We start from the raw sequence: 16,382 nt of genomic DNA, 5'->3' as shown, positions 1-16,382 counted from the left end.
CCACAACAAGAAGCCCCATATCATGAGAAACGCAACGTTCTATATTCTGGACAATGACAACACCGTCGATGGCTTAAGCGCCGTTGAACAACTGGTGTGTGAAATTGCCGCAGAACGTTGGCGTGTTGGCAAGCGCGTGCTGATCGCCTGTGAAAACGAAAAGCAGGCTCTTCGACTGGATGAAGCTCTGTGGGCGAGACCGGCAGAAAGTTTTGTTCCGCATAATCTGGCGGGAGAAGGCCCCAGAGGTGGCGCGCCGGTAGAGATTGCCTGGCCGGAGAAACGCAATAGCAGCCCGCGCGACCTGCTCATCAGTTTGCGCGTTGGCTTTGCAGATTTTGCCACCGCTTTCACAGAAGTGATAGACTTCGTTCCTTACGAAGATTCTTTGAAACAATCGGCACGCGATCGCTACAAAGCTTACCGCGTGGCTGGTTTTAACCTGAATACGGCAACCTGGAAATAATGGAAAAGACATACAACCCACAAGATATCGAACAGCCGCTTTACGAGCACTGGGAAAAGCAGGGCTATTTCAAACCTAACGGCGATGAAAGCAAAGAGTCCTTCTGCATCATGATCCCGCCGCCGAACGTCACCGGCAGTTTGCATATGGGTCATGCTTTCCAGCAAACCATCATGGATACCATGATTCGCTACCAGCGCATGCAGGGTAAAAACACCCTGTGGCAGGCCGGTACCGACCACGCGGGTATCGCTACCCAGATGGTGGTTGAGCGTAAGATTGCCGCTGAAGAAGGTAAAACCCGTCACGACTACGGTCGCGAAGCGTTTATCGACAAAATTTGGCAGTGGAAAGCGGAATCCGGCGGCACCATTACCCGTCAGATGCGCCGTCTCGGCAACTCCGTTGACTGGGAGCGCGAGCGCTTCACTATGGACGAAGGTCTTTCCAATGCCGTGAAAGAAGTCTTTGTTCGCCTGTACAAAGAAGATCTGATCTACCGTGGCAAGCGTCTGGTCAACTGGGACCCGAAACTGCGCACCGCTATTTCTGATCTGGAAGTGGAAAACCGCGAGTCTAAAGGCTCCATGTGGCACATCCGCTATCCGCTGGCTGACGGCGCGAAAACCGCAGACGGTAAAGATTACCTGGTCGTCGCTACCACTCGTCCGGAAACCGTACTGGGTGATACCGGCGTAGCCGTTAACCCGGAAGATCCGCGCTACAAAGATCTGATCGGCAAATTCGTTGTTCTGCCGCTGGTTAACCGCCGCATTCCGATCGTCGGTGATGAACACGCCGACATGGAAAAAGGCACCGGCTGCGTGAAGATCACCCCGGCGCACGACTTTAACGACTACGAAGTCGGGAAACGTCACGGCCTGCCGATGATCAACATTCTGACCTTTGACGGCGACATCCGCGAAACCGCGGAAGTGTACGACACCAAAGGCGAAGAGTCCGACGTTTACTCCAATGAAATCCCGGCTGAGTTCCAGAAGCTGGAACGTTTTGCTGCGCGTAAAGCGGTGGTTGCCGCCGTTGATGCGCTGGGCCTGCTGGAAGAAATTAAACCGCACGACCTGACCGTACCTTACGGCGACCGTGGCGGCGTAGTTATCGAACCGATGCTGACCGACCAGTGGTACGTCCGTGCCGACGTGCTGGCGAAACCGGCGGTTGAAGCAGTTGAGAACGGCGACATCCAGTTCGTACCGAAGCAGTACGAAAACATGTACTTCTCCTGGATGCGCGATATTCAGGACTGGTGTATTTCCCGTCAGCTGTGGTGGGGACACCGCATCCCGGCATGGTATGACAACGACGGCAACGTCTACGTTGGCCGCACCGAAGACGAAGTGCGTCAGGAAAACAACCTCGGCGCCGACGTTGCGCTGCGTCAGGACGAAGACGTTCTTGATACCTGGTTCTCCTCCGCACTGTGGACCTTCTCTACCCTGGGCTGGCCGGAAAACACCGACGCGCTGCGTCAGTTCCACCCAACCAGCGTGATGGTTTCCGGCTTCGACATTATCTTCTTCTGGATTGCCCGCATGATCATGATGACCATGCACTTCATCAAAGATGAAAACGGCAAGCCGCAGGTTCCGTTCAAGACCGTCTACATGACCGGTCTTATCCGTGACGACGAAGGTCAGAAGATGTCCAAATCCAAGGGCAACGTGATTGACCCGCTGGATATGGTCGACGGTATCTCTCTGGCAGAACTGCTGGAGAAACGTACCGGCAACATGATGCAGCCGCAGCTGGCTGAGAAGATTGCCAAGCGTACCGAGAAGCAGTTCCCGGACGGCATCGAGCCGCACGGCACCGACGCCCTGCGTTTCACCCTGGCGGCGCTGGCCTCTACCGGTCGCGATATCAACTGGGACATGAAGCGTCTGGAAGGTTACCGTAACTTCTGTAACAAGCTGTGGAACGCCAGCCGCTTCGTGCTGATGAACACCGAAGATCAGGATTGCGGCTTCAACGGCGGCGAAATGACCCTGTCGCTGGCGGATCGCTGGATCCTCGCTGAATTCAACCAGACCATCAAAGCGTACCGCGAAGCGCTGGATAACTTCCGCTTCGACATCGCCGCGGGCATTCTGTACGAGTTCACCTGGAACCAGTTCTGCGACTGGTATCTGGAGCTGACCAAGCCGGTCATGAACGGCGGTTCCGAGTCTGAACTGCGCGGCACGCGCAATACGCTGGTTACCGTGCTGGAAGGTCTGCTGCGCCTGGCGCACCCGATCATTCCGTTCATCACCGAAACCATCTGGCAGCGCGTGAAAGTGATTTGTGGCAACACTGCAGATACCATCATGCTGCAGCCGTTCCCGGAATATAACGCCGCACAGGTTGATGAAGCCGCGCTGGCCGATACCGAATGGCTGAAGCAGGCGATCGTTGCCGTACGTAACATCCGTGCGGAAATGAACATCGCCCCGGGCAAGCCGCTGGAACTGCTGCTGCGTGGTTGCAGCGCTGATGCGATGCGCCGCGTGAACGACAACCGCAGCTTCCTGCTGAACCTGGCACGTCTGGAAAGCATCACCGTGCTGCCAGCCGATGACAAAGGTCCGGTCTCCGTGACCAAAATCATCGACGGCGCCGAATTGCTGATCCCGATGGCTGGCCTTATCAACAAAGAAGATGAGCTGGCGCGTCTGGCGAAAGAAGTGGCGAAAATCGAAGGTGAGATTGCCCGCATCGAAGGCAAACTTTCCAACGAAGGTTTCGTAGCCCGCGCACCGGAAGCGGTCATCGCCAAAGAGCGTGAGAAGCTGGACGGTTACGCAGAAGCCAAAGCGAAGCTGATTGAACAGCAGGCGGTCATCGCCGCGCTGTAATCGCCTATGCCGGATAGCGCTACGCTTATCCGGCCTACAGGCACCGTCAACGTAGGTCGGATAAGCGTAGCGCATCCGACACCACAGACGATAAAGCCTCTGACGCGTATGCTCAGAGGCTTTTTATTGAATTATCCTCGCTTGCGCTTCCCCTCACCACAGTGGTATTAACTGCATATGTCTCACTTTTATGTCATGAGTTCGCTATGAGTGCCATTACCTCCGTCGCGGCAACGCTGCGCCGAATTTCTGCCGATGATAACGCCGCAATTGCCCGCGTTATCCGCAAAGTTTCCGCTGAATACGGGCTTACCGCCGATAAAGGCTATACCGTTGCCGATCCTAATCTGGATGAATTATTCCAGGTTTACAGCCAGCCGGGCGCGGCCTACTGGGTGGTTGAGCAAAACGGTGAAGTCGTGGGCGGCGGCGGTGTTGCACCGTTAGGATGTAGTGAACCAGACATTTGCGAGCTGCAAAAGATGTACTTCCTGTCGAGCGCGCGCGGTCAGGGGCTGGCGAAAAAACTGGCGCTGATGGCGCTCGAACATGCCCGTGAGCAGGGTTTTAAGCAGTGCTATCTGGAGACCACAGCGTTTCTGACCGAGGCAATCCGCCTGTATGAACATTTAGGCTTTGAGCATATCAGCGAAGCGCTGGGCTGTACCGGGCACGTGGATTGTGAAGTGCGGATGTTAAAGCCCCTCTGACCTTACGCCGAGAGGCTTTAGCCACGTTACTGCATCTCGGCTGAGAGCATCAGTCTAATAACGCCAGCCGCGCGGGCGGTTGGCAGCTTCAGCACCTGTGACCAGAGATCCTGCACTATCTCACAGGCAATCTTCTCTTTGCCGATCGCTTTAGTCGGATCGGCCATGATCTGAATATCCGGCCCATAGCGCTGTACTAACCCAGGGCTTATTGCTTGCAGATCCTGCAACGCCAGCTGTTTCTCTTCTGCCGTGACCGTATGTTTGTTCGGACCATAGGCAGCACGCATCATACTCATATCACTCGCCATACGACGGTTCATGATCTCATGCGGAACCAGACGTGCCGGGTTAATCCCCCCTTTCACTGCCGGAAACAGAAAGCGGAAGCATTCGTCATCACCGATTTTGGCCACAGCAGCGATCTGCTCAAGGTTAATTTTCATATATTCAATGACATTGGCATCTGGCGCCTGCTGCAATCTTGCCATTTGCAACTGAAGAATTTGCGGCTGTATCGCGTCGATAACCTGCTGTTCGCTACTCCCTGCTTTCTTCATCTGCGCTGCCTGGCTGATAATTTTTTGTGTCAGCTCAGGTTCCTGCTCCTTAATCACCTGAAACGCCGGATTGGAGAGCATCGCCTTTTCAAACTGCTGCTCTTCGGTCAGACCATAATCCGGGCTTTCGCGTGGGATCAGGTAGTGCACATCAAACAGATTCCACGCGATAATCGCCACCACAAAGACCACCGCGCCGGAGACCTTGCCCAGCCAGCCTTTTTTGCGAAACATGCCGACGACGATAGCAATCACCGCCCCGATATAACCTGCCAACAAAACGTGTGCCCAGTTCATTAACCATCCTTATGCCAAATCATCTCTGTTACGGGGATATATTTCCCCTTCGTGTGTTTTGATTATTACGGCAGCAGCGAGCGATTTCCAGCCACCAGATTTTGCTAACAGAAACAGGAAGGATTAAACCGCGCGGCGATGAGCACCGCGCGTCAAAGAAAGGAATTAAGCTGGCACACCGCTGTGGAAACGGAATTCATCGTCAGGAGAGGTGATCAACGCGGCTTCTACTTCGCCAAAAAACCGCACCCGGCTACTGATATCATCGGCTGAAACCTGCTGCGCCAGCGCCAGGTAATCCTGATAGTGTCGGGCCTCGGATCGCAATAGCGACAGATAAAACGCCTGCAGATCATCATCCAGATACGGCGCCAGCGCGGCGAACCGTTCGCAGGAACGCGCCTCAATGTAAGCCCCGCAAATCAGTTTATCGATTAGCGTTAAAGGCTCATGGGTGCGTACCTCTTTGAGCATGCCTTTGGCGTAACGGCTGGCGGTAATCTTGATATAGGGAATGTTGCGGCTCATCATCGCCTCACGCACCTGCCAGAAATGATGCAGCTCTTCTTTGATCAGCAAAACCATGCTGTCGATAAGCTTGCGTCCCCACGGGTCGTCGGTTTGCGGCATCACGCTTTTGCTTATCTGTTTATTCAGCGCGATAAAATCCGGCTCATCCCCTTCTCTGAAAGCAAACGCTTCATAGGGCTTCAGCCAGTCCAGCAGCGCCTGCGATCCCTGTTTATCCGCGACATACTTACGCACCAGCAGCATCGCCGTTTGCGCCGCTTTCAGCTCACAGACGAGGTGATCGGTCAATAACAGAGGCAGATTCGCTGGGTCTCGCGCTTTATCAAGCCAGGCCTGGGGCGTTTTACAGTGCAGGAAGTTGTAGATCGGGGAAAGTATTTGCAGGTAATCCATACGTTGTCCTTGGCCTGCGGCAGCCTGGGCTACCGCAGGTCAGTAGATGACTTAGTGACGCACGCCGTCATCATCTTCGTCGACGAGGTCTTCATCGTCGCCGTCTTCACCTTCTTCGCCGTTCGGGTCTTCAAAATAGGTACCCCAACCGTCGTATTCCACATCATATTTTTCAGCCAGGTTCATCAGTTGCTCAACCTGGGCATCAATCAACTCCGCATTCAGTGCACATTCGCTCAGAATGTCACAGCAAATAACCGTGTCGCCTTCTTCCACTTCCAGCTCTTCCGGCTCGGTCACTTCATAACCCAGCTTGAAGGCTTCTACTGCCGCTTTTTCCAGGGTTTCGAAGTCATCCGCGGAAAGGTGATGCTCGATGGTGTACAGCGCATCTGGATCGCTGCCATCTTCGAGTAGCTCTTCAATAATCAAGCGCGTTTCTTCACGCTGTTCTTCCAGTAGTTCCGGGTTTGCCATGGCTCGTTCCTCATAATGTCCTGCCGATACTCTTATTGTCACATACCGCTGTCATTGCCTCCACCTTTCCAGGAAAGATTTGTTAAACAAGGTTGCAAATGAATAAACATCCATATAAATTGAATTTTAATTCAATAAATGGCCTAAGCCATGTGAGGGAACCATGTCTGCGTTTTATCAGAAACATTTTTTGAAACTGCTTGATTTCACCTCTGCTGAACTCACGTCACTGCTCCAGCTCGCCGCACAGCTGAAGGCAGATAAGAAAAACGGCACTGAAGTCGCTAAGCTCACCGGTAAAAATATCGCGCTCATCTTCGAAAAAGACTCAACCCGTACCCGTTGCTCTTTCGAAGTTGCCGCATACGATCAGGGCGCGCGCGTGACGTATCTCGGACCGAGCGGCAGCCAGATTGGTCATAAAGAGTCGATCAAAGATACTGCCCGCGTGCTCGGCCGCATGTACGACGGTATTCAGTATCGGGGTCACGGTCAGGAGATTGTCGAGACGCTGGCGGAATATGCCGGAGTTCCGGTGTGGAACGGATTAACCAACGAGTTTCACCCCACTCAACTGCTGGCGGATCTGTTAACTATGCAGGAACACCTGCCGGGTAAAGCGTTTAATGAGATGACGCTGGTCTACACCGGTGATGCCCGCAACAATATGGGCAATTCCATGCTGGAAGCCGCCGCATTAACCGGGCTGGATCTGCGCCTGGTCGCACCGCAGGCCTGCTGGCCGGAAGAAAGTCTGGTTGCGGAGTGCAAAGCGCTGGCGCAGAAAAACGGCGGCAATATTACGCTGACTGAAGATGTCGCCACTGGCGTGAAAGACGCGGACTTCATCTATACCGACGTCTGGGTATCAATGGGCGAAGCAAAAGAGAAGTGGGCCGAACGTATTGCGCTGCTGCGTAAGTACCAGGTTAATAGCGCGATGATGGCGTTGACCGGCAATCCGCAGGTGAAATTCCTGCACTGCCTGCCCGCGTTTCATGACGATCAAACCACGCTTGGCAAACAAATGGCACAGGAATATGGTCTGCACGGCGGAATGGAAGTGACCGATGAGGTCTTTGAATCCCCCGCCAGTATCGTATTTGATCAGGCGGAAAACCGGATGCACACCATCAAAGCGGTGATGGTGGCGACGCTGGCGAAGTGAGGGCATGGATGAAAAGAATGCCGGATGGCGATGCTAAGCATCTTATCCGGCCTACAACCGCGCTCCCGTAGGCCGGGTAAGGCGAAGCCGCCCCCGGCAAATACGCTTATGCCACCCGCATTTTCACCACGGCTTTGCGTACCAGCGCTGGAGCACCGACCGCGCACAGCGGTTTATGCACTTCGCCCGGATAAAACACCACGAAATCACCTTCGTTCAGCACCACCGTTTTCTCCTGTACCCCTTCCGGCAGGAAGGCGATATCTTTATCCGCCAGCCAGTCAGTTTCCGGCGTGCCCGCAGGCTGCGTGCTGAAGGTCATGCCTTCCTGACCTTTGAGCAGGATCTGAATATCCAGATAGCGCGCGTGATACTCGGCGCGGCGCTGTGCAAACGGCTCCGTCATATCTTCAGCAATCAGATAAAACAGACGATCGCCGTCGATGTCGTGCTTACCTTTTTCCGTCTCATCCGTCACATGCGCTTTAATGTGTTCAATCGCCTGACGCAGCTCTTCCGGCAGCCAGGCATCCAGGTTGTGAATATTGCCGACAATCATCTCAAACCCCTTAATTAAAACATCGTTTCATTTTAGTTGTTATACGAAAAAATGGTCTGCCATACTACTGCTATTTGCCGATATTTTGCGTCAACGCATGTTTATCTCATTGTTACTGTTTGGCATTCAGGGTGAATGAATATTCATGAGAATCGTTTGCGATGAATAATTTGTGCATTTTTCGCTTGATCCCATAACGGAGCTGAGTATAATCGCGGACAATTTGCCGGGAGGATGTATGGTTCAGTGTGTACGACATTTTGTCTTACCGCGTCTGAAAAAGGACGCTGGCCTGCCGTTTTTCTTTCCGTTGATCACCCATTCCGAGCCCCTCAATTGAGGGGCTTTTTTTTTGCCCAGGCGTCAGGAGATAAACATGGCTAATCCGCTCTATCAAAAACACATCATTTCCATAAACGACCTCAGCCGCGATGACCTCAATCTGGTCCTCGCAACGGCGGCGAAATTAAAAGCTAACCCACAGCCGGAGCTGTTAAAGCATAAGGTTATCGCCAGCTGCTTCTTTGAAGCCTCAACCCGCACCCGTTTATCCTTTGAAACCTCCATGCACCGCCTGGGCGCCAGCGTGGTGGGTTTCTCTGACAGCAGCAACACCTCTCTGGGCAAAAAAGGTGAAACACTGGCCGATACCATTTCCGTCATCAGCACCTATGTCGACGCCATCGTAATGCGCCATCCGCAGGAAGGCGCCGCGCGTCTGGCTACGGAGTTCTCCGGTAACGTTCCGGTACTGAACGCAGGCGACGGCTCCAACCAACATCCCACCCAAACGCTGCTGGATCTGTTCACCATTCAGGAAACTCAGGGTCGCCTGGACAATCTTCACATCGCCATGGTGGGTGACCTGAAATATGGCCGCACCGTCCATTCCCTGACCCAGGCGCTGGCGAAGTTTGAAGGTAACCGTTTCTACTTCATCGCCCCGGACGCGTTGGCCATGCCGCAATATATTCTGGATATGTTGAATGAAAAAGGTATCGCCTGGAGCCTGCACGGCACTATTGAAGAGGTGATGGCGGAGGTCGATATCCTCTACATGACCCGCGTACAAAAAGAGCGTCTGGACCCGTCCGAATACGCCAACGTGAAAGCGCAGTTTGTTCTGCGCGCCAGCGATCTGAACGGCGCCAGAGCAAACATGAAGGTACTGCATCCGCTGCCGCGTATCGATGAGATCACCACCGACGTCGACAAGACGCCACACGCCTGGTATTTCCAGCAGGCTGGCAACGGCATCTTCGCCCGCCAGGCGTTACTGGCACTGGTACTGAATAGCGAACTGGCACTGTAAGGGAGAAAAAGAGATGACACACGATAACAAACTGCAGGTTGAAGCCATCAAACGTGGCACCGTGATTGACCATATTCCCGCACAGGTTGGTTTTAAGCTGCTGACGCTGTTCAAACTGACGGAAACCGACCAACGTATCACCATCGGTCTGAACCTGCCGTCAGGCGAGATGGGCCGTAAGGACCTGATTAAAATTGAAAACACGTTCCTGACCGATGAGCAGGTAAACCAGCTCTCCCTGTACGCCCCGCAGGCAACGGTAAACCGCATTGACGATTACGACGTGGTGGGTAAATCACGTCCGAGCCTGCCTGAGCGTATCGACAACGTACTGGTTTGCCCGAACAGCAACTGTATCAGCCATGCTGAACCAGTATCTTCCAGTTTTGCAGTGAAAAAGCGCGCTGATGACATCGCACTCAAATGCAAATACTGTGAAAAAGAGTTTTCGCATTATGTGGTGCTGGCCAACTAATTGGGGTTGGTTATGAGATCCCGGCTCCCTATAATGAGCGGGAACATTCTACTACCGCTGTAATTCAGGAGAAATCATGAGCAAGACTATCGCGACGGAAAATGCACCAGCAGCAATCGGCCCATACGTTCAGGGCGTTGACCTGGGTAGCATGGTAATCACTTCCGGTCAGATCCCGGTCGATCCGAAAACCGGTGCCGTAGCGGAAGACGTGTCCGCTCAGGCACGTCAGTCGCTGGAAAACGTAAAAGCTATCGTTGAAGCAGCAGGCCTGAAAGTGGGCGACATCGTAAAAACGACCGTTTTCGTTAAAGACCTGAACGATTTCGCAACTGTAAACGCGACCTACGAAGCATTCTTCACCGAACACAACGCGACCTTCCCTGCGCGTTCTTGCGTAGAAGTTGCCCGTCTGCCGAAAGACGTGAAAATCGAGATTGAAGCGATCGCTGTTCGTCGCTAAGTCTTCTTGTGCCGGATGATGGCTTTGCCTCGTCCGGCCAATGCACGGGTCCTTTACAGGCCCGGTAAGCGCAAGCGCCACCGGGCATTTATCACATCACACCAAACAGTTTCGGCAGGAACAGCGAAATCGCCGGAATGTACGTCACGAGCATCAGCACCAGGAATAGCACGAGGTAAAACGGCAGCATCGCCTTCACCACCTGCTCTATTTTCTGTTTACTCACCGCACTGGCCACAAACAGCACCGACCCTACCGGCGGCGTAATCAGGCCGATCCCTAAGTTCACCAGCATGATCATGCCAAAATGAACCGGATCAATGCCGAGCGCGTTGGTCACCGGCAGCAGAACCGGCGTTAGGATCAGGATCAGCGGTGCCATATCCATCAGCGTACCGATCAGCAGCAGCATGATGTTAATACACATCAGGATGACGTATTTGTTGTCCGAGATGCTGGTGAAGGCTTCAGTGATACGCATCGGCAACTGCATATAGGTCATGACGGCACCGAACGCAGCGGCAAAGCCTATCAGGATCATGACGATCGTGACCGTTTTCACCGTGCGGAACATCAGCTTCGGCAGCTCAGACCATTTATAGTCACGATAGATAAACATGGTGACAAAGAAGGCCCACAGGCAGGCAATTGCTGCAGACTCCGTTGCGGTAAAGATACCTGACAGGATACCGCCCATGATGATCACAACGGTCATCAGGCCCCACAGCGTATCGACGAAAATCTTCAGCGCCTGGCGAAACGGTACACGTTCGCCTTTTGGATAACCGCGCTTGTGCGCAAAAGCCACGCACATCACCATCAGGCTGAGGCTTAACAGCAGGCCCGGCAGGATCCCAGCGATGAACAGCGCGGCAATCGACACCGTACCGCCGGTTGCCAGCGAGTAGATAACCGAGTTATGGCTGGGCGGCGTAAGAATCGCCTGCACCGAACCACTGGCCGTTACCGCTGCGGCAAAGTCGCGCGGATAACCTTTTTTATCCATCTCTGGGATCATTACCGAACCAATGGATGCGGTATCAGCCACCGACGATCCAGAAATAGCGCCAAAAAAGGTTGATGCCACAATGTTTACCAGCGACAGTCCGCCGCGGATAAAGCCAACAAAAATATAGGCAAAGTTCACCAGTCGCCGCGCAATTCCCCCTTCGGCCATAATAGCCCCGGCCAGAATAAAGAATGGGATCGCCAGCAGCGAAAACTTATTCACCCCACTGGTCAGTTGGATCATTACCGCTTCCAGCGGAATATCTATGTACCAGGCCCCAATGATGGCGCTAATGCCAACTGCGTACGCTACCGGTACCCCAATCGCCAGCATAATGCCGAGCGTAAAGACGAGAATAAATGCATCCATCTGCTTTCCTTTCTGAAATGGGGGCGGTAACTAGCTGGTCGATCCCAGCATAACAACGGGACGTTGGTACTGCGGTCCACGGAAAATCTTTTCTGCGATAAACAGCAGCGTTATGGCAGAGCCAATTGGCAACGGAAGATAGTTTTGCCCGGCGCTTAAAAGCGGGAATTCCGCCACGGGCTGGTCCCACAGTTCAAGACAGAGATTGGTTCCGTACCAGAGGATAAACAGGCTTATCGCCACCAACATAACGTCTGCAATTACCGAGCAATAACGGCGGGAAGCATCCCCCAGACGGTCAGTCACCATGCTCACTGCGATATGCGAGCCTGCACGATAGCTCACCGCCGCGCCAATAAAGGTGAATGTCACCATACAGAGAATAGCGACGGGTTCAGGCCATGACAGGGCGTTATTCAGAACATAACGCGCGAATATGCCAATGGGGATAATGGCGACCATGACCAATAATGCGATACCGGCAATCCACATTGACACCCGATAAAGAAAATCCATTACCGATGAATAGCATTCACCCATAATTATCACCTCGAATTAATCAAAAGATTCAGGCGGAGGGTTGATATCCTCCACCTGATGAATTACTTCACATCCTGAATACGTTTGATCAAATCCTGGTGGTCTTTACCGTAATTATCCCGCACTGACTGCGTGGCTTTATAGAAATAGTCCGTATCAATATCGTGGAACTGAACGCCGTTGGCTTTCATGGTCTCCAGTGATTTCGCATTATAATCCTGCCAAAGTTTTCGTTGCTCTATCTGTGCTTCCTTGGCGAGTTTAATAATGAGATCCTGATCTTCTTTTTTCAACTTATCCCATTTAGCTTTCGAAAACAGAAAAAGCTCAGGAATAATAAAGTGTTTACTCCAGGTATAGTTTTTCACGACCGGCAAATAGTTATGCGCAACAAACGTTGGCGGGTTATTTTCCGTGCCATCAATAACGCCGGTCTGCATGCCGCTAAATACTTCACTGACGCCCATGACAACGGAGTTAGCGCCCATCGCTTTCAGGGTATCCAGCGCTATCGGACTTCCTTGAACGCGGATTTTCATACCGTGTAAATCTTCCGGTTTCACCACCGGATTTTTGGTGATCAGGTTACGCGTGCCGGCATCCATCCAACCGAGAAACACCAGCCGCGATTTGGTATTGGCCGTCAGACGGTCGCCAATTTCCTGACCGATCATGCCATCGAGAACCTTATGCAGATGGTCCTCATCGCGGAAAATATATGGCAGGGTAAACACGTTAATTTCAGGGAGAATAGCGGCAACAGGCGTCATTGAGACACGAATAATATCGATAGCGCCTAATTGCGCCTGTTCAATCATCTGTTTTTCATCGCCTAACACGCCACCTGGAAAGGTTTTAATCTCCAGACGGCCGTCGGTCGCAGCGCTAAGTTTTTCCCCCATATGTTTGACAGCAACAACGTTCGGGTAATCAGCCGGATGCACATCTGCGGCGCGAAAAGTTTGTGCCAGCGTTGCATGACTCGCCAGGAATACAAACGCGCCAATACACAGACTTAACAGTTTTTTTGTCAGTTTCATTTGTCCTTCTCCAGAAGTTCATAATATCCATTAACAGGAATAGCTTGCAGAGCAAATGACTGCCGGAATTAAAAACGGGCAGCGAGAAACTTTCTTAACGACGTTACCTGCGCAGACTAACTGGTGTAACAATTTATTTCGATGACTGCGTTCACAAAAAATCGCAGACGCTTAAAATTTTTAGCACACTGTTTCATTTTTGCAATGCAGATCGTTTTATTGATACAAAAAAAACGCAAAGAAGGCGATTTGATACTAATAACACCCGTTAGCATTTCAATAAAAATAAAACACTAATATTTTGGGAGAATATCTTTCGAATGAAAAAGAGAAATGCAGGATGGTATTAACACCATCCTGCAGAGACGTTGAGGATTACTGCCAGCCGTAGCGACGGCTATAAAAACCTTTCACAAGCTGGGTTAATGTCATGTAACCCGCCAGAATCGCAATCAGCCATGGGAAGTAGCTCAGCGGCAGCGCCTGCAATTGCAGGTAGCTGGCCAGCGGCGAGAACGGTAATGCAATGCCCACCACCATTACCACCAGCGTCATCAGCATCAGCGGCCATGCGGCGCGGCTCTGGATGAACGGCACGCGACGGGTACGGATCATATGCACAATCAACGTTTGCGACAGCAGGCCCACCACGAACCAGCCAGACTGGAACAACGTCTGATGTTCAGGCGTATTGGCATGGAAGACGAACCACATCAGGCAAAAGGTCAGAATATCGAAGATCGAGCTGATCGGTCCAAAGAAGATCATAAAGCGGCCCAACTCGGCAGGATTCCAGCGCTGCGGCTTTTTGATCTGCTCTTCGTCGACGTTATCAAACGGAATCGCCACCTGGGATACATCGTACAGCAGGTTCTGAATCAGTAAGTGCAGCGGTAACATCGGCAGGAACGGTAAGAAGGCGCTCGCCACCAGCACGCTAAACACGTTACCGAAGTTAGAACTGGCCGTCATTTTGATGTACTTCAGCATGTTAGAGAAGGTACGGCGTCCTTCGATCACCCCTTCTTCCAGCACCATCAGGCTCTTTTCCAGCAGGATGATATCCGCCGCTTCACGTGCAATATCTACCGCGCCGTCAACGGAGATACCAATGTCCGCCGCGCGCAGCGCCGGGGCATCGTTTATACCATCGCCCATAAAGCCGACCACATGGCCTTCGCGCTTGAGCAGCGTGACAATGCGCTCTTTGTGCATTGGCGTCAGACGGGCAAACAGCGTGGTGCGCTGAGCAAGCCGAGCCAGCTCATCATCGCTTAACCCTTCAATGCTGCTACCGATAACCACATCACCCGCATCCAGGCCCACTTCATGACACACTTTCGCCGCCACCAATTCGCTATCGCCAGTGAGGATTTTCACCGTAATACCGCTGGCTTTCAGCGCTTTAAGCGCAGGTGCGGTGGTCTCTTTCGGCGGATCGAGGAACGCAATATAGCCTTCGAGGATCAGATCTGATTCATCAATACGCTGATAATCACCTTCACGCGCTGGCAGGTATTTCGTCGCCACCGCCACCACGCGCAGCCCCTGGCGGTTCAGCGTGTCCGTGACGCGTTTCACCCGACGCAGCATGTTGTCATCTAACGGGACTATCTCACCGTTGTGACGCACCTGGGTACAGACGTTGAGGATCTCCTGTAGCGCCCCTTTACAGACCAGTTGGTGTACATCGGTTTCTTCTGCCACCACTACCGACATGCGGCGACGTTCAAAATCAAACGGGATCTCATCGATTTTCTGCCAGCGAGTCGAGAGCTGGCGGGCTGATTCTTCGTCCACGCCTTCCAGCACCGCCGTATCCAGCAGATTCTTCAGCCCGGTCTGATAATGGCTGTTCAGCCACGCAGAATGCAGGACATGTTCGCTGGGCTTTCCAGAGATATCCGTATGATTCTCAAGTACAATTTTATCCTGAGTCAGGGTGCCGGTTTTATCGGTGCACAGGATATCCATCGCGCCAAAGTTCTGGATAGCGTCGAGGTGTTTAACGATAACCTTTTGTTTTGACAGCTTCACCGCCCCACGCGCCAGCGTTGAGGTGACGATCATCGGCAGCATTTCCGGTGTCAGTCCCACCGCCACAGACAGGGCAAACAGCGCCGCTTCCCACCAGTCGCCTTTAGTGTAGCCGTTGATGATAAGCACGATGGGCGCCATCACCAGCATAAAGCGGATCAGCAGCATGCTGACGCGGCTGATCCCTTTCTGGAAGGCATTCTGCTCGCTTTCCTGCTCGCTGACGCGGCCTGCCAGTTGCCCGAACCAGGTATTGGCGCCGGTTGAAATCACAATGGCCTGCGCCGTGCCGCTCACTACGTTGGTGCCCATAAAGCACAGGGTATCGCATTCCAGCGGGTTGCTTTGCTGCGGATCGCGACTGGTTGCCACTTTCTCCACCGGCAGCGATTCACCGGTCAGCGAAGCCTGGGCCACGAACAGGTCACGAGCCTGCACCACGCGCAAATCGGCTGGGATCATATCCCCTGCCGCCAGCTTGATGACATCGCCGGGAACCAACTGGTCGATCGGCAGTTCAACCCAGCCGTTCTCCCCTTTCTCGTTGATAACGCGCAGCACCGTGGCGGTGTTGCTGACCATCGCTTTCAGCGCATCAGCCGCTTTGGTGGAACGCGCCTCTTGCACAAAATTCAGCAGCGTAGAGATGACGACCATCAGGGCGATGACCCCAGCGGCAAACAGATCTTCGGTGGCATAGGAAATCGCCCCAAGAATGGTCAGCAGTATATTAAACGGGTTGCGATAGCAGACCCACAGATGCACCCACCAGGGCGACGGCTTCTGCGCCGGCAACTGGTTCTCGCCATGTATTTCGCGGGCGTTTTCGACTTCTGCGGCGTTTAAGCCTTCCGGATGAGCGCCGAACGTTTTCCACAGCGCTTCTTCGTCCATCAGCGCCATTTTCAGGCAATGTTCGCTCAGCGATGGCGGGATCGGCGTGCTGGCAACGGTCTGAGCATTCGGCAATGGATCACGATGCACCAGACGATGCGGTAAATGGCGGTTTAGCCGGGCAAACAGCTGGCGGGTTATATTTTTGAACATAGGCAGTCCCTCTGCACCAGTATAAACAGGCGCAGTAAATCCTTCAGGCGTGGCAAAGCCTTGCCTGGTGGCAA

General features: G+C 53.1%; 18 protein-coding genes. 10 read left to right on the top strand and 8 right to left on the bottom strand.

The window, feature by feature from the left end; translation table 11 throughout:
- Positions 1–22 precede the first annotated feature (22 nt).
- The 3 genes from holC (at position 23) to OGY72_RS18415 (ending at position 4,031) form a co-directional block, all read left to right on the top strand.
- On the top strand, positions 23–466 hold the full coding sequence (gene holC / locus OGY72_RS18425) for a DNA polymerase III subunit chi (protein WP_148362519.1): 444 nt from the start codon (positions 23–25) through the stop codon (positions 464–466).
- Positions 466–3,321, top strand: a complete 2,856-nt coding sequence (locus tag OGY72_RS18420) for a valine--tRNA ligase (protein ID WP_008786064.1) — start codon at positions 466–468, stop codon at positions 3,319–3,321. The genes holC and OGY72_RS18420 overlap by 1 nt, the downstream gene beginning before the upstream one ends.
- 206 nt (positions 3,322–3,527) lie before the next feature.
- The gene (locus OGY72_RS18415; RefSeq protein WP_003025856.1) at positions 3,528–4,031 is read left to right on the top strand and encodes a GNAT family N-acetyltransferase; all 504 of its coding nucleotides are present in this window, start codon (positions 3,528–3,530) and stop codon (positions 4,029–4,031) included.
- A 26-nt stretch (positions 4,032–4,057) separates the two neighbouring features.
- On the opposite strand, the gene OGY72_RS18410 is transcribed toward OGY72_RS18415, so the two are convergent.
- The 3 genes from OGY72_RS18410 to rraB form a co-directional block, all read right to left on the bottom strand.
- Positions 4,058–4,888: a topoisomerase II gene (locus OGY72_RS18410; protein ID WP_148362520.1), complete on the bottom strand. Its 831-nt coding sequence runs from the start codon at positions 4,886–4,888 to the stop codon at positions 4,058–4,060.
- Between the two features lie 165 nt (positions 4,889–5,053).
- Positions 5,054–5,812, bottom strand: a complete 759-nt coding sequence (miaE, locus tag OGY72_RS18405) for a tRNA isopentenyl-2-thiomethyl-A-37 hydroxylase MiaE (protein ID WP_148362521.1) — start codon at positions 5,810–5,812, stop codon at positions 5,054–5,056.
- 51 nt (positions 5,813–5,863) lie between these two features.
- On the bottom strand, positions 5,864–6,289 hold the full coding sequence (gene rraB, locus OGY72_RS18400; protein ID WP_003025845.1) for a ribonuclease E inhibitor RraB: 426 nt from the start codon (positions 6,287–6,289) through the stop codon (positions 5,864–5,866).
- A gap of 98 nt (positions 6,290–6,387) precedes the next feature.
- Here rraB and argL point away from each other — a divergent pair, with 98 nt between their 5' ends.
- On the top strand, positions 6,388–6,483 hold the full coding sequence (gene argL, locus OGY72_RS24965; RefSeq protein WP_370867251.1) for a putative translational regulatory protein ArgL: 96 nt from the start codon (positions 6,388–6,390) through the stop codon (positions 6,481–6,483).
- Positions 6,453–7,457 (top strand): ornithine carbamoyltransferase, encoded by a 1,005-nt coding sequence (argF, locus tag OGY72_RS18395; protein ID WP_003830265.1) that lies wholly within the window; start codon positions 6,453–6,455, stop codon positions 7,455–7,457. The genes argL and argF overlap by 31 nt, the downstream gene beginning before the upstream one ends.
- A 106-nt stretch (positions 7,458–7,563) precedes the next feature.
- Here the strand turns inward: argF and OGY72_RS18390 are convergent, their stop codons facing one another.
- Positions 7,564–8,016: a YhcH/YjgK/YiaL family protein gene (locus tag OGY72_RS18390; RefSeq protein ID WP_286548674.1), complete on the bottom strand. Its 453-nt coding sequence runs from the start codon at positions 8,014–8,016 to the stop codon at positions 7,564–7,566.
- A gap of 238 nt (positions 8,017–8,254) precedes the next feature.
- On the opposite strand from OGY72_RS18390, the gene pyrL reads away from it, so the two are divergent.
- From pyrL to ridA, 5 genes are all read left to right on the top strand, one after another.
- Complete coding sequence (gene pyrL / locus OGY72_RS18385) at positions 8,255–8,356, top strand: pyr operon leader peptide (protein ID WP_003025819.1); 102 nt, start codon at positions 8,255–8,257, stop codon at positions 8,354–8,356.
- Complete coding sequence (locus tag OGY72_RS24830; RefSeq protein WP_106875647.1) at positions 8,337–8,390, top strand: pyrBI operon leader peptide; 54 nt, start codon at positions 8,337–8,339, stop codon at positions 8,388–8,390. The genes pyrL and OGY72_RS24830 overlap by 20 nt, the downstream gene beginning before the upstream one ends.
- A 2-nt stretch (positions 8,391–8,392) precedes the next feature.
- A complete protein-coding gene (pyrB, locus tag OGY72_RS18380; protein WP_003025818.1) occupies positions 8,393–9,328 on the top strand; it encodes an aspartate carbamoyltransferase in 936 nt (311 codons plus the stop codon).
- Between the two features lie 13 nt (positions 9,329–9,341).
- On the top strand, positions 9,342–9,803 hold the full coding sequence (gene pyrI / locus OGY72_RS18375) for an aspartate carbamoyltransferase regulatory subunit (RefSeq protein ID WP_003025816.1): 462 nt from the start codon (positions 9,342–9,344) through the stop codon (positions 9,801–9,803).
- Between the two features lie 76 nt (positions 9,804–9,879).
- Positions 9,880–10,266, top strand: coding sequence for a 2-iminobutanoate/2-iminopropanoate deaminase (gene ridA / locus OGY72_RS18370; RefSeq protein WP_000047544.1), 387 nt, complete (start codon positions 9,880–9,882; stop codon positions 10,264–10,266).
- 91 nt (positions 10,267–10,357) lie between these two features.
- Here ridA and OGY72_RS18365 read toward each other — a convergent pair whose 3' ends face one another.
- The 4 genes from OGY72_RS18365 to mgtA form a co-directional block, all read right to left on the bottom strand.
- On the bottom strand, positions 10,358–11,644 hold the full coding sequence (locus OGY72_RS18365; RefSeq protein ID WP_003830349.1) for a TRAP transporter large permease: 1,287 nt from the start codon (positions 11,642–11,644) through the stop codon (positions 10,358–10,360).
- Positions 11,645–11,674: 30 nt separating this feature from the next.
- Positions 11,675–12,184, bottom strand: coding sequence for a TRAP transporter small permease (locus tag OGY72_RS18360; RefSeq protein WP_043018240.1), 510 nt, complete (start codon positions 12,182–12,184; stop codon positions 11,675–11,677).
- A 62-nt stretch (positions 12,185–12,246) separates the two neighbouring features.
- Positions 12,247–13,224, bottom strand: a complete 978-nt coding sequence (locus OGY72_RS18355) for a TRAP transporter substrate-binding protein (RefSeq protein WP_286548671.1) — start codon at positions 13,222–13,224, stop codon at positions 12,247–12,249.
- 375 nt (positions 13,225–13,599) lie between these two features.
- Positions 13,600–16,308 carry a magnesium-translocating P-type ATPase gene (gene mgtA, locus OGY72_RS18350; RefSeq protein ID WP_197385335.1) on the bottom strand — a complete coding sequence of 903 codons (2,709 nt, stop codon included), beginning with the start codon at positions 16,306–16,308 and terminating at the stop codon, positions 13,600–13,602.
- Positions 16,309–16,382: the final 74 nt, after the last annotated feature.

The sequence above is a fragment of the Citrobacter sp. Cpo221 genome (assembly GCF_030332345.1).
Taxonomy (GTDB): domain Bacteria; phylum Pseudomonadota; class Gammaproteobacteria; order Enterobacterales; family Enterobacteriaceae; genus Citrobacter; species Citrobacter portucalensis.
Note: the sequence above shows the minus strand (reverse complement) of the source record. Positions and strands in the feature narration are given on the sequence as shown.

What these genes read in the sequence shown, in the direction of transcription:
- OGY72_RS18360 (WP_043018240.1), bottom strand. Translation starts at nt 12,184, where the DNA reads ATGGGTGAATGCTATTCATCGGTAATGGATTTTCTTTATCGGGTGTCA.
- rraB (WP_003025845.1), bottom strand. Translation starts at nt 6,289, where the DNA reads ATGGCAAACCCGGAACTACTGGAAGAACAGCGTGAAGAAACGCGCTTG.
- ridA (WP_000047544.1), top strand. Translation starts at nt 9,880, where the DNA reads ATGAGCAAGACTATCGCGACGGAAAATGCACCAGCAGCAATCGGCCCA.
- OGY72_RS18355 (WP_286548671.1), bottom strand. Translation starts at nt 13,224, where the DNA reads ATGAAACTGACAAAAAAACTGTTAAGTCTGTGTATTGGCGCGTTTGTA.
- OGY72_RS18415 (WP_003025856.1), top strand. Translation starts at nt 3,528, where the DNA reads ATGAGTGCCATTACCTCCGTCGCGGCAACGCTGCGCCGAATTTCTGCC.
- OGY72_RS18365 (WP_003830349.1), bottom strand. Translation starts at nt 11,644, where the DNA reads ATGGATGCATTTATTCTCGTCTTTACGCTCGGCATTATGCTGGCGATT.
- pyrL (WP_003025819.1), top strand. Translation starts at nt 8,255, where the DNA reads ATGGTTCAGTGTGTACGACATTTTGTCTTACCGCGTCTGAAAAAGGAC.
- argF (WP_003830265.1), top strand. Translation starts at nt 6,453, where the DNA reads ATGTCTGCGTTTTATCAGAAACATTTTTTGAAACTGCTTGATTTCACC.
- pyrB (WP_003025818.1), top strand. Translation starts at nt 8,393, where the DNA reads ATGGCTAATCCGCTCTATCAAAAACACATCATTTCCATAAACGACCTC.
- OGY72_RS18410 (WP_148362520.1), bottom strand. Translation starts at nt 4,888, where the DNA reads ATGAACTGGGCACACGTTTTGTTGGCAGGTTATATCGGGGCGGTGATT.
- holC (WP_148362519.1), top strand. Translation starts at nt 23, where the DNA reads ATGAGAAACGCAACGTTCTATATTCTGGACAATGACAACACCGTCGAT.
- OGY72_RS18390 (WP_286548674.1), bottom strand. Translation starts at nt 8,016, where the DNA reads ATGATTGTCGGCAATATTCACAACCTGGATGCCTGGCTGCCGGAAGAG.
- mgtA (WP_197385335.1), bottom strand. Translation starts at nt 16,308, where the DNA reads ATGTTCAAAAATATAACCCGCCAGCTGTTTGCCCGGCTAAACCGCCAT.
- OGY72_RS18420 (WP_008786064.1), top strand. Translation starts at nt 466, where the DNA reads ATGGAAAAGACATACAACCCACAAGATATCGAACAGCCGCTTTACGAG.
- pyrI (WP_003025816.1), top strand. Translation starts at nt 9,342, where the DNA reads ATGACACACGATAACAAACTGCAGGTTGAAGCCATCAAACGTGGCACC.
- argL (WP_370867251.1), top strand. Translation starts at nt 6,388, where the DNA reads ATGAATAAACATCCATATAAATTGAATTTTAATTCAATAAATGGCCTA.
- miaE (WP_148362521.1), bottom strand. Translation starts at nt 5,812, where the DNA reads ATGGATTACCTGCAAATACTTTCCCCGATCTACAACTTCCTGCACTGT.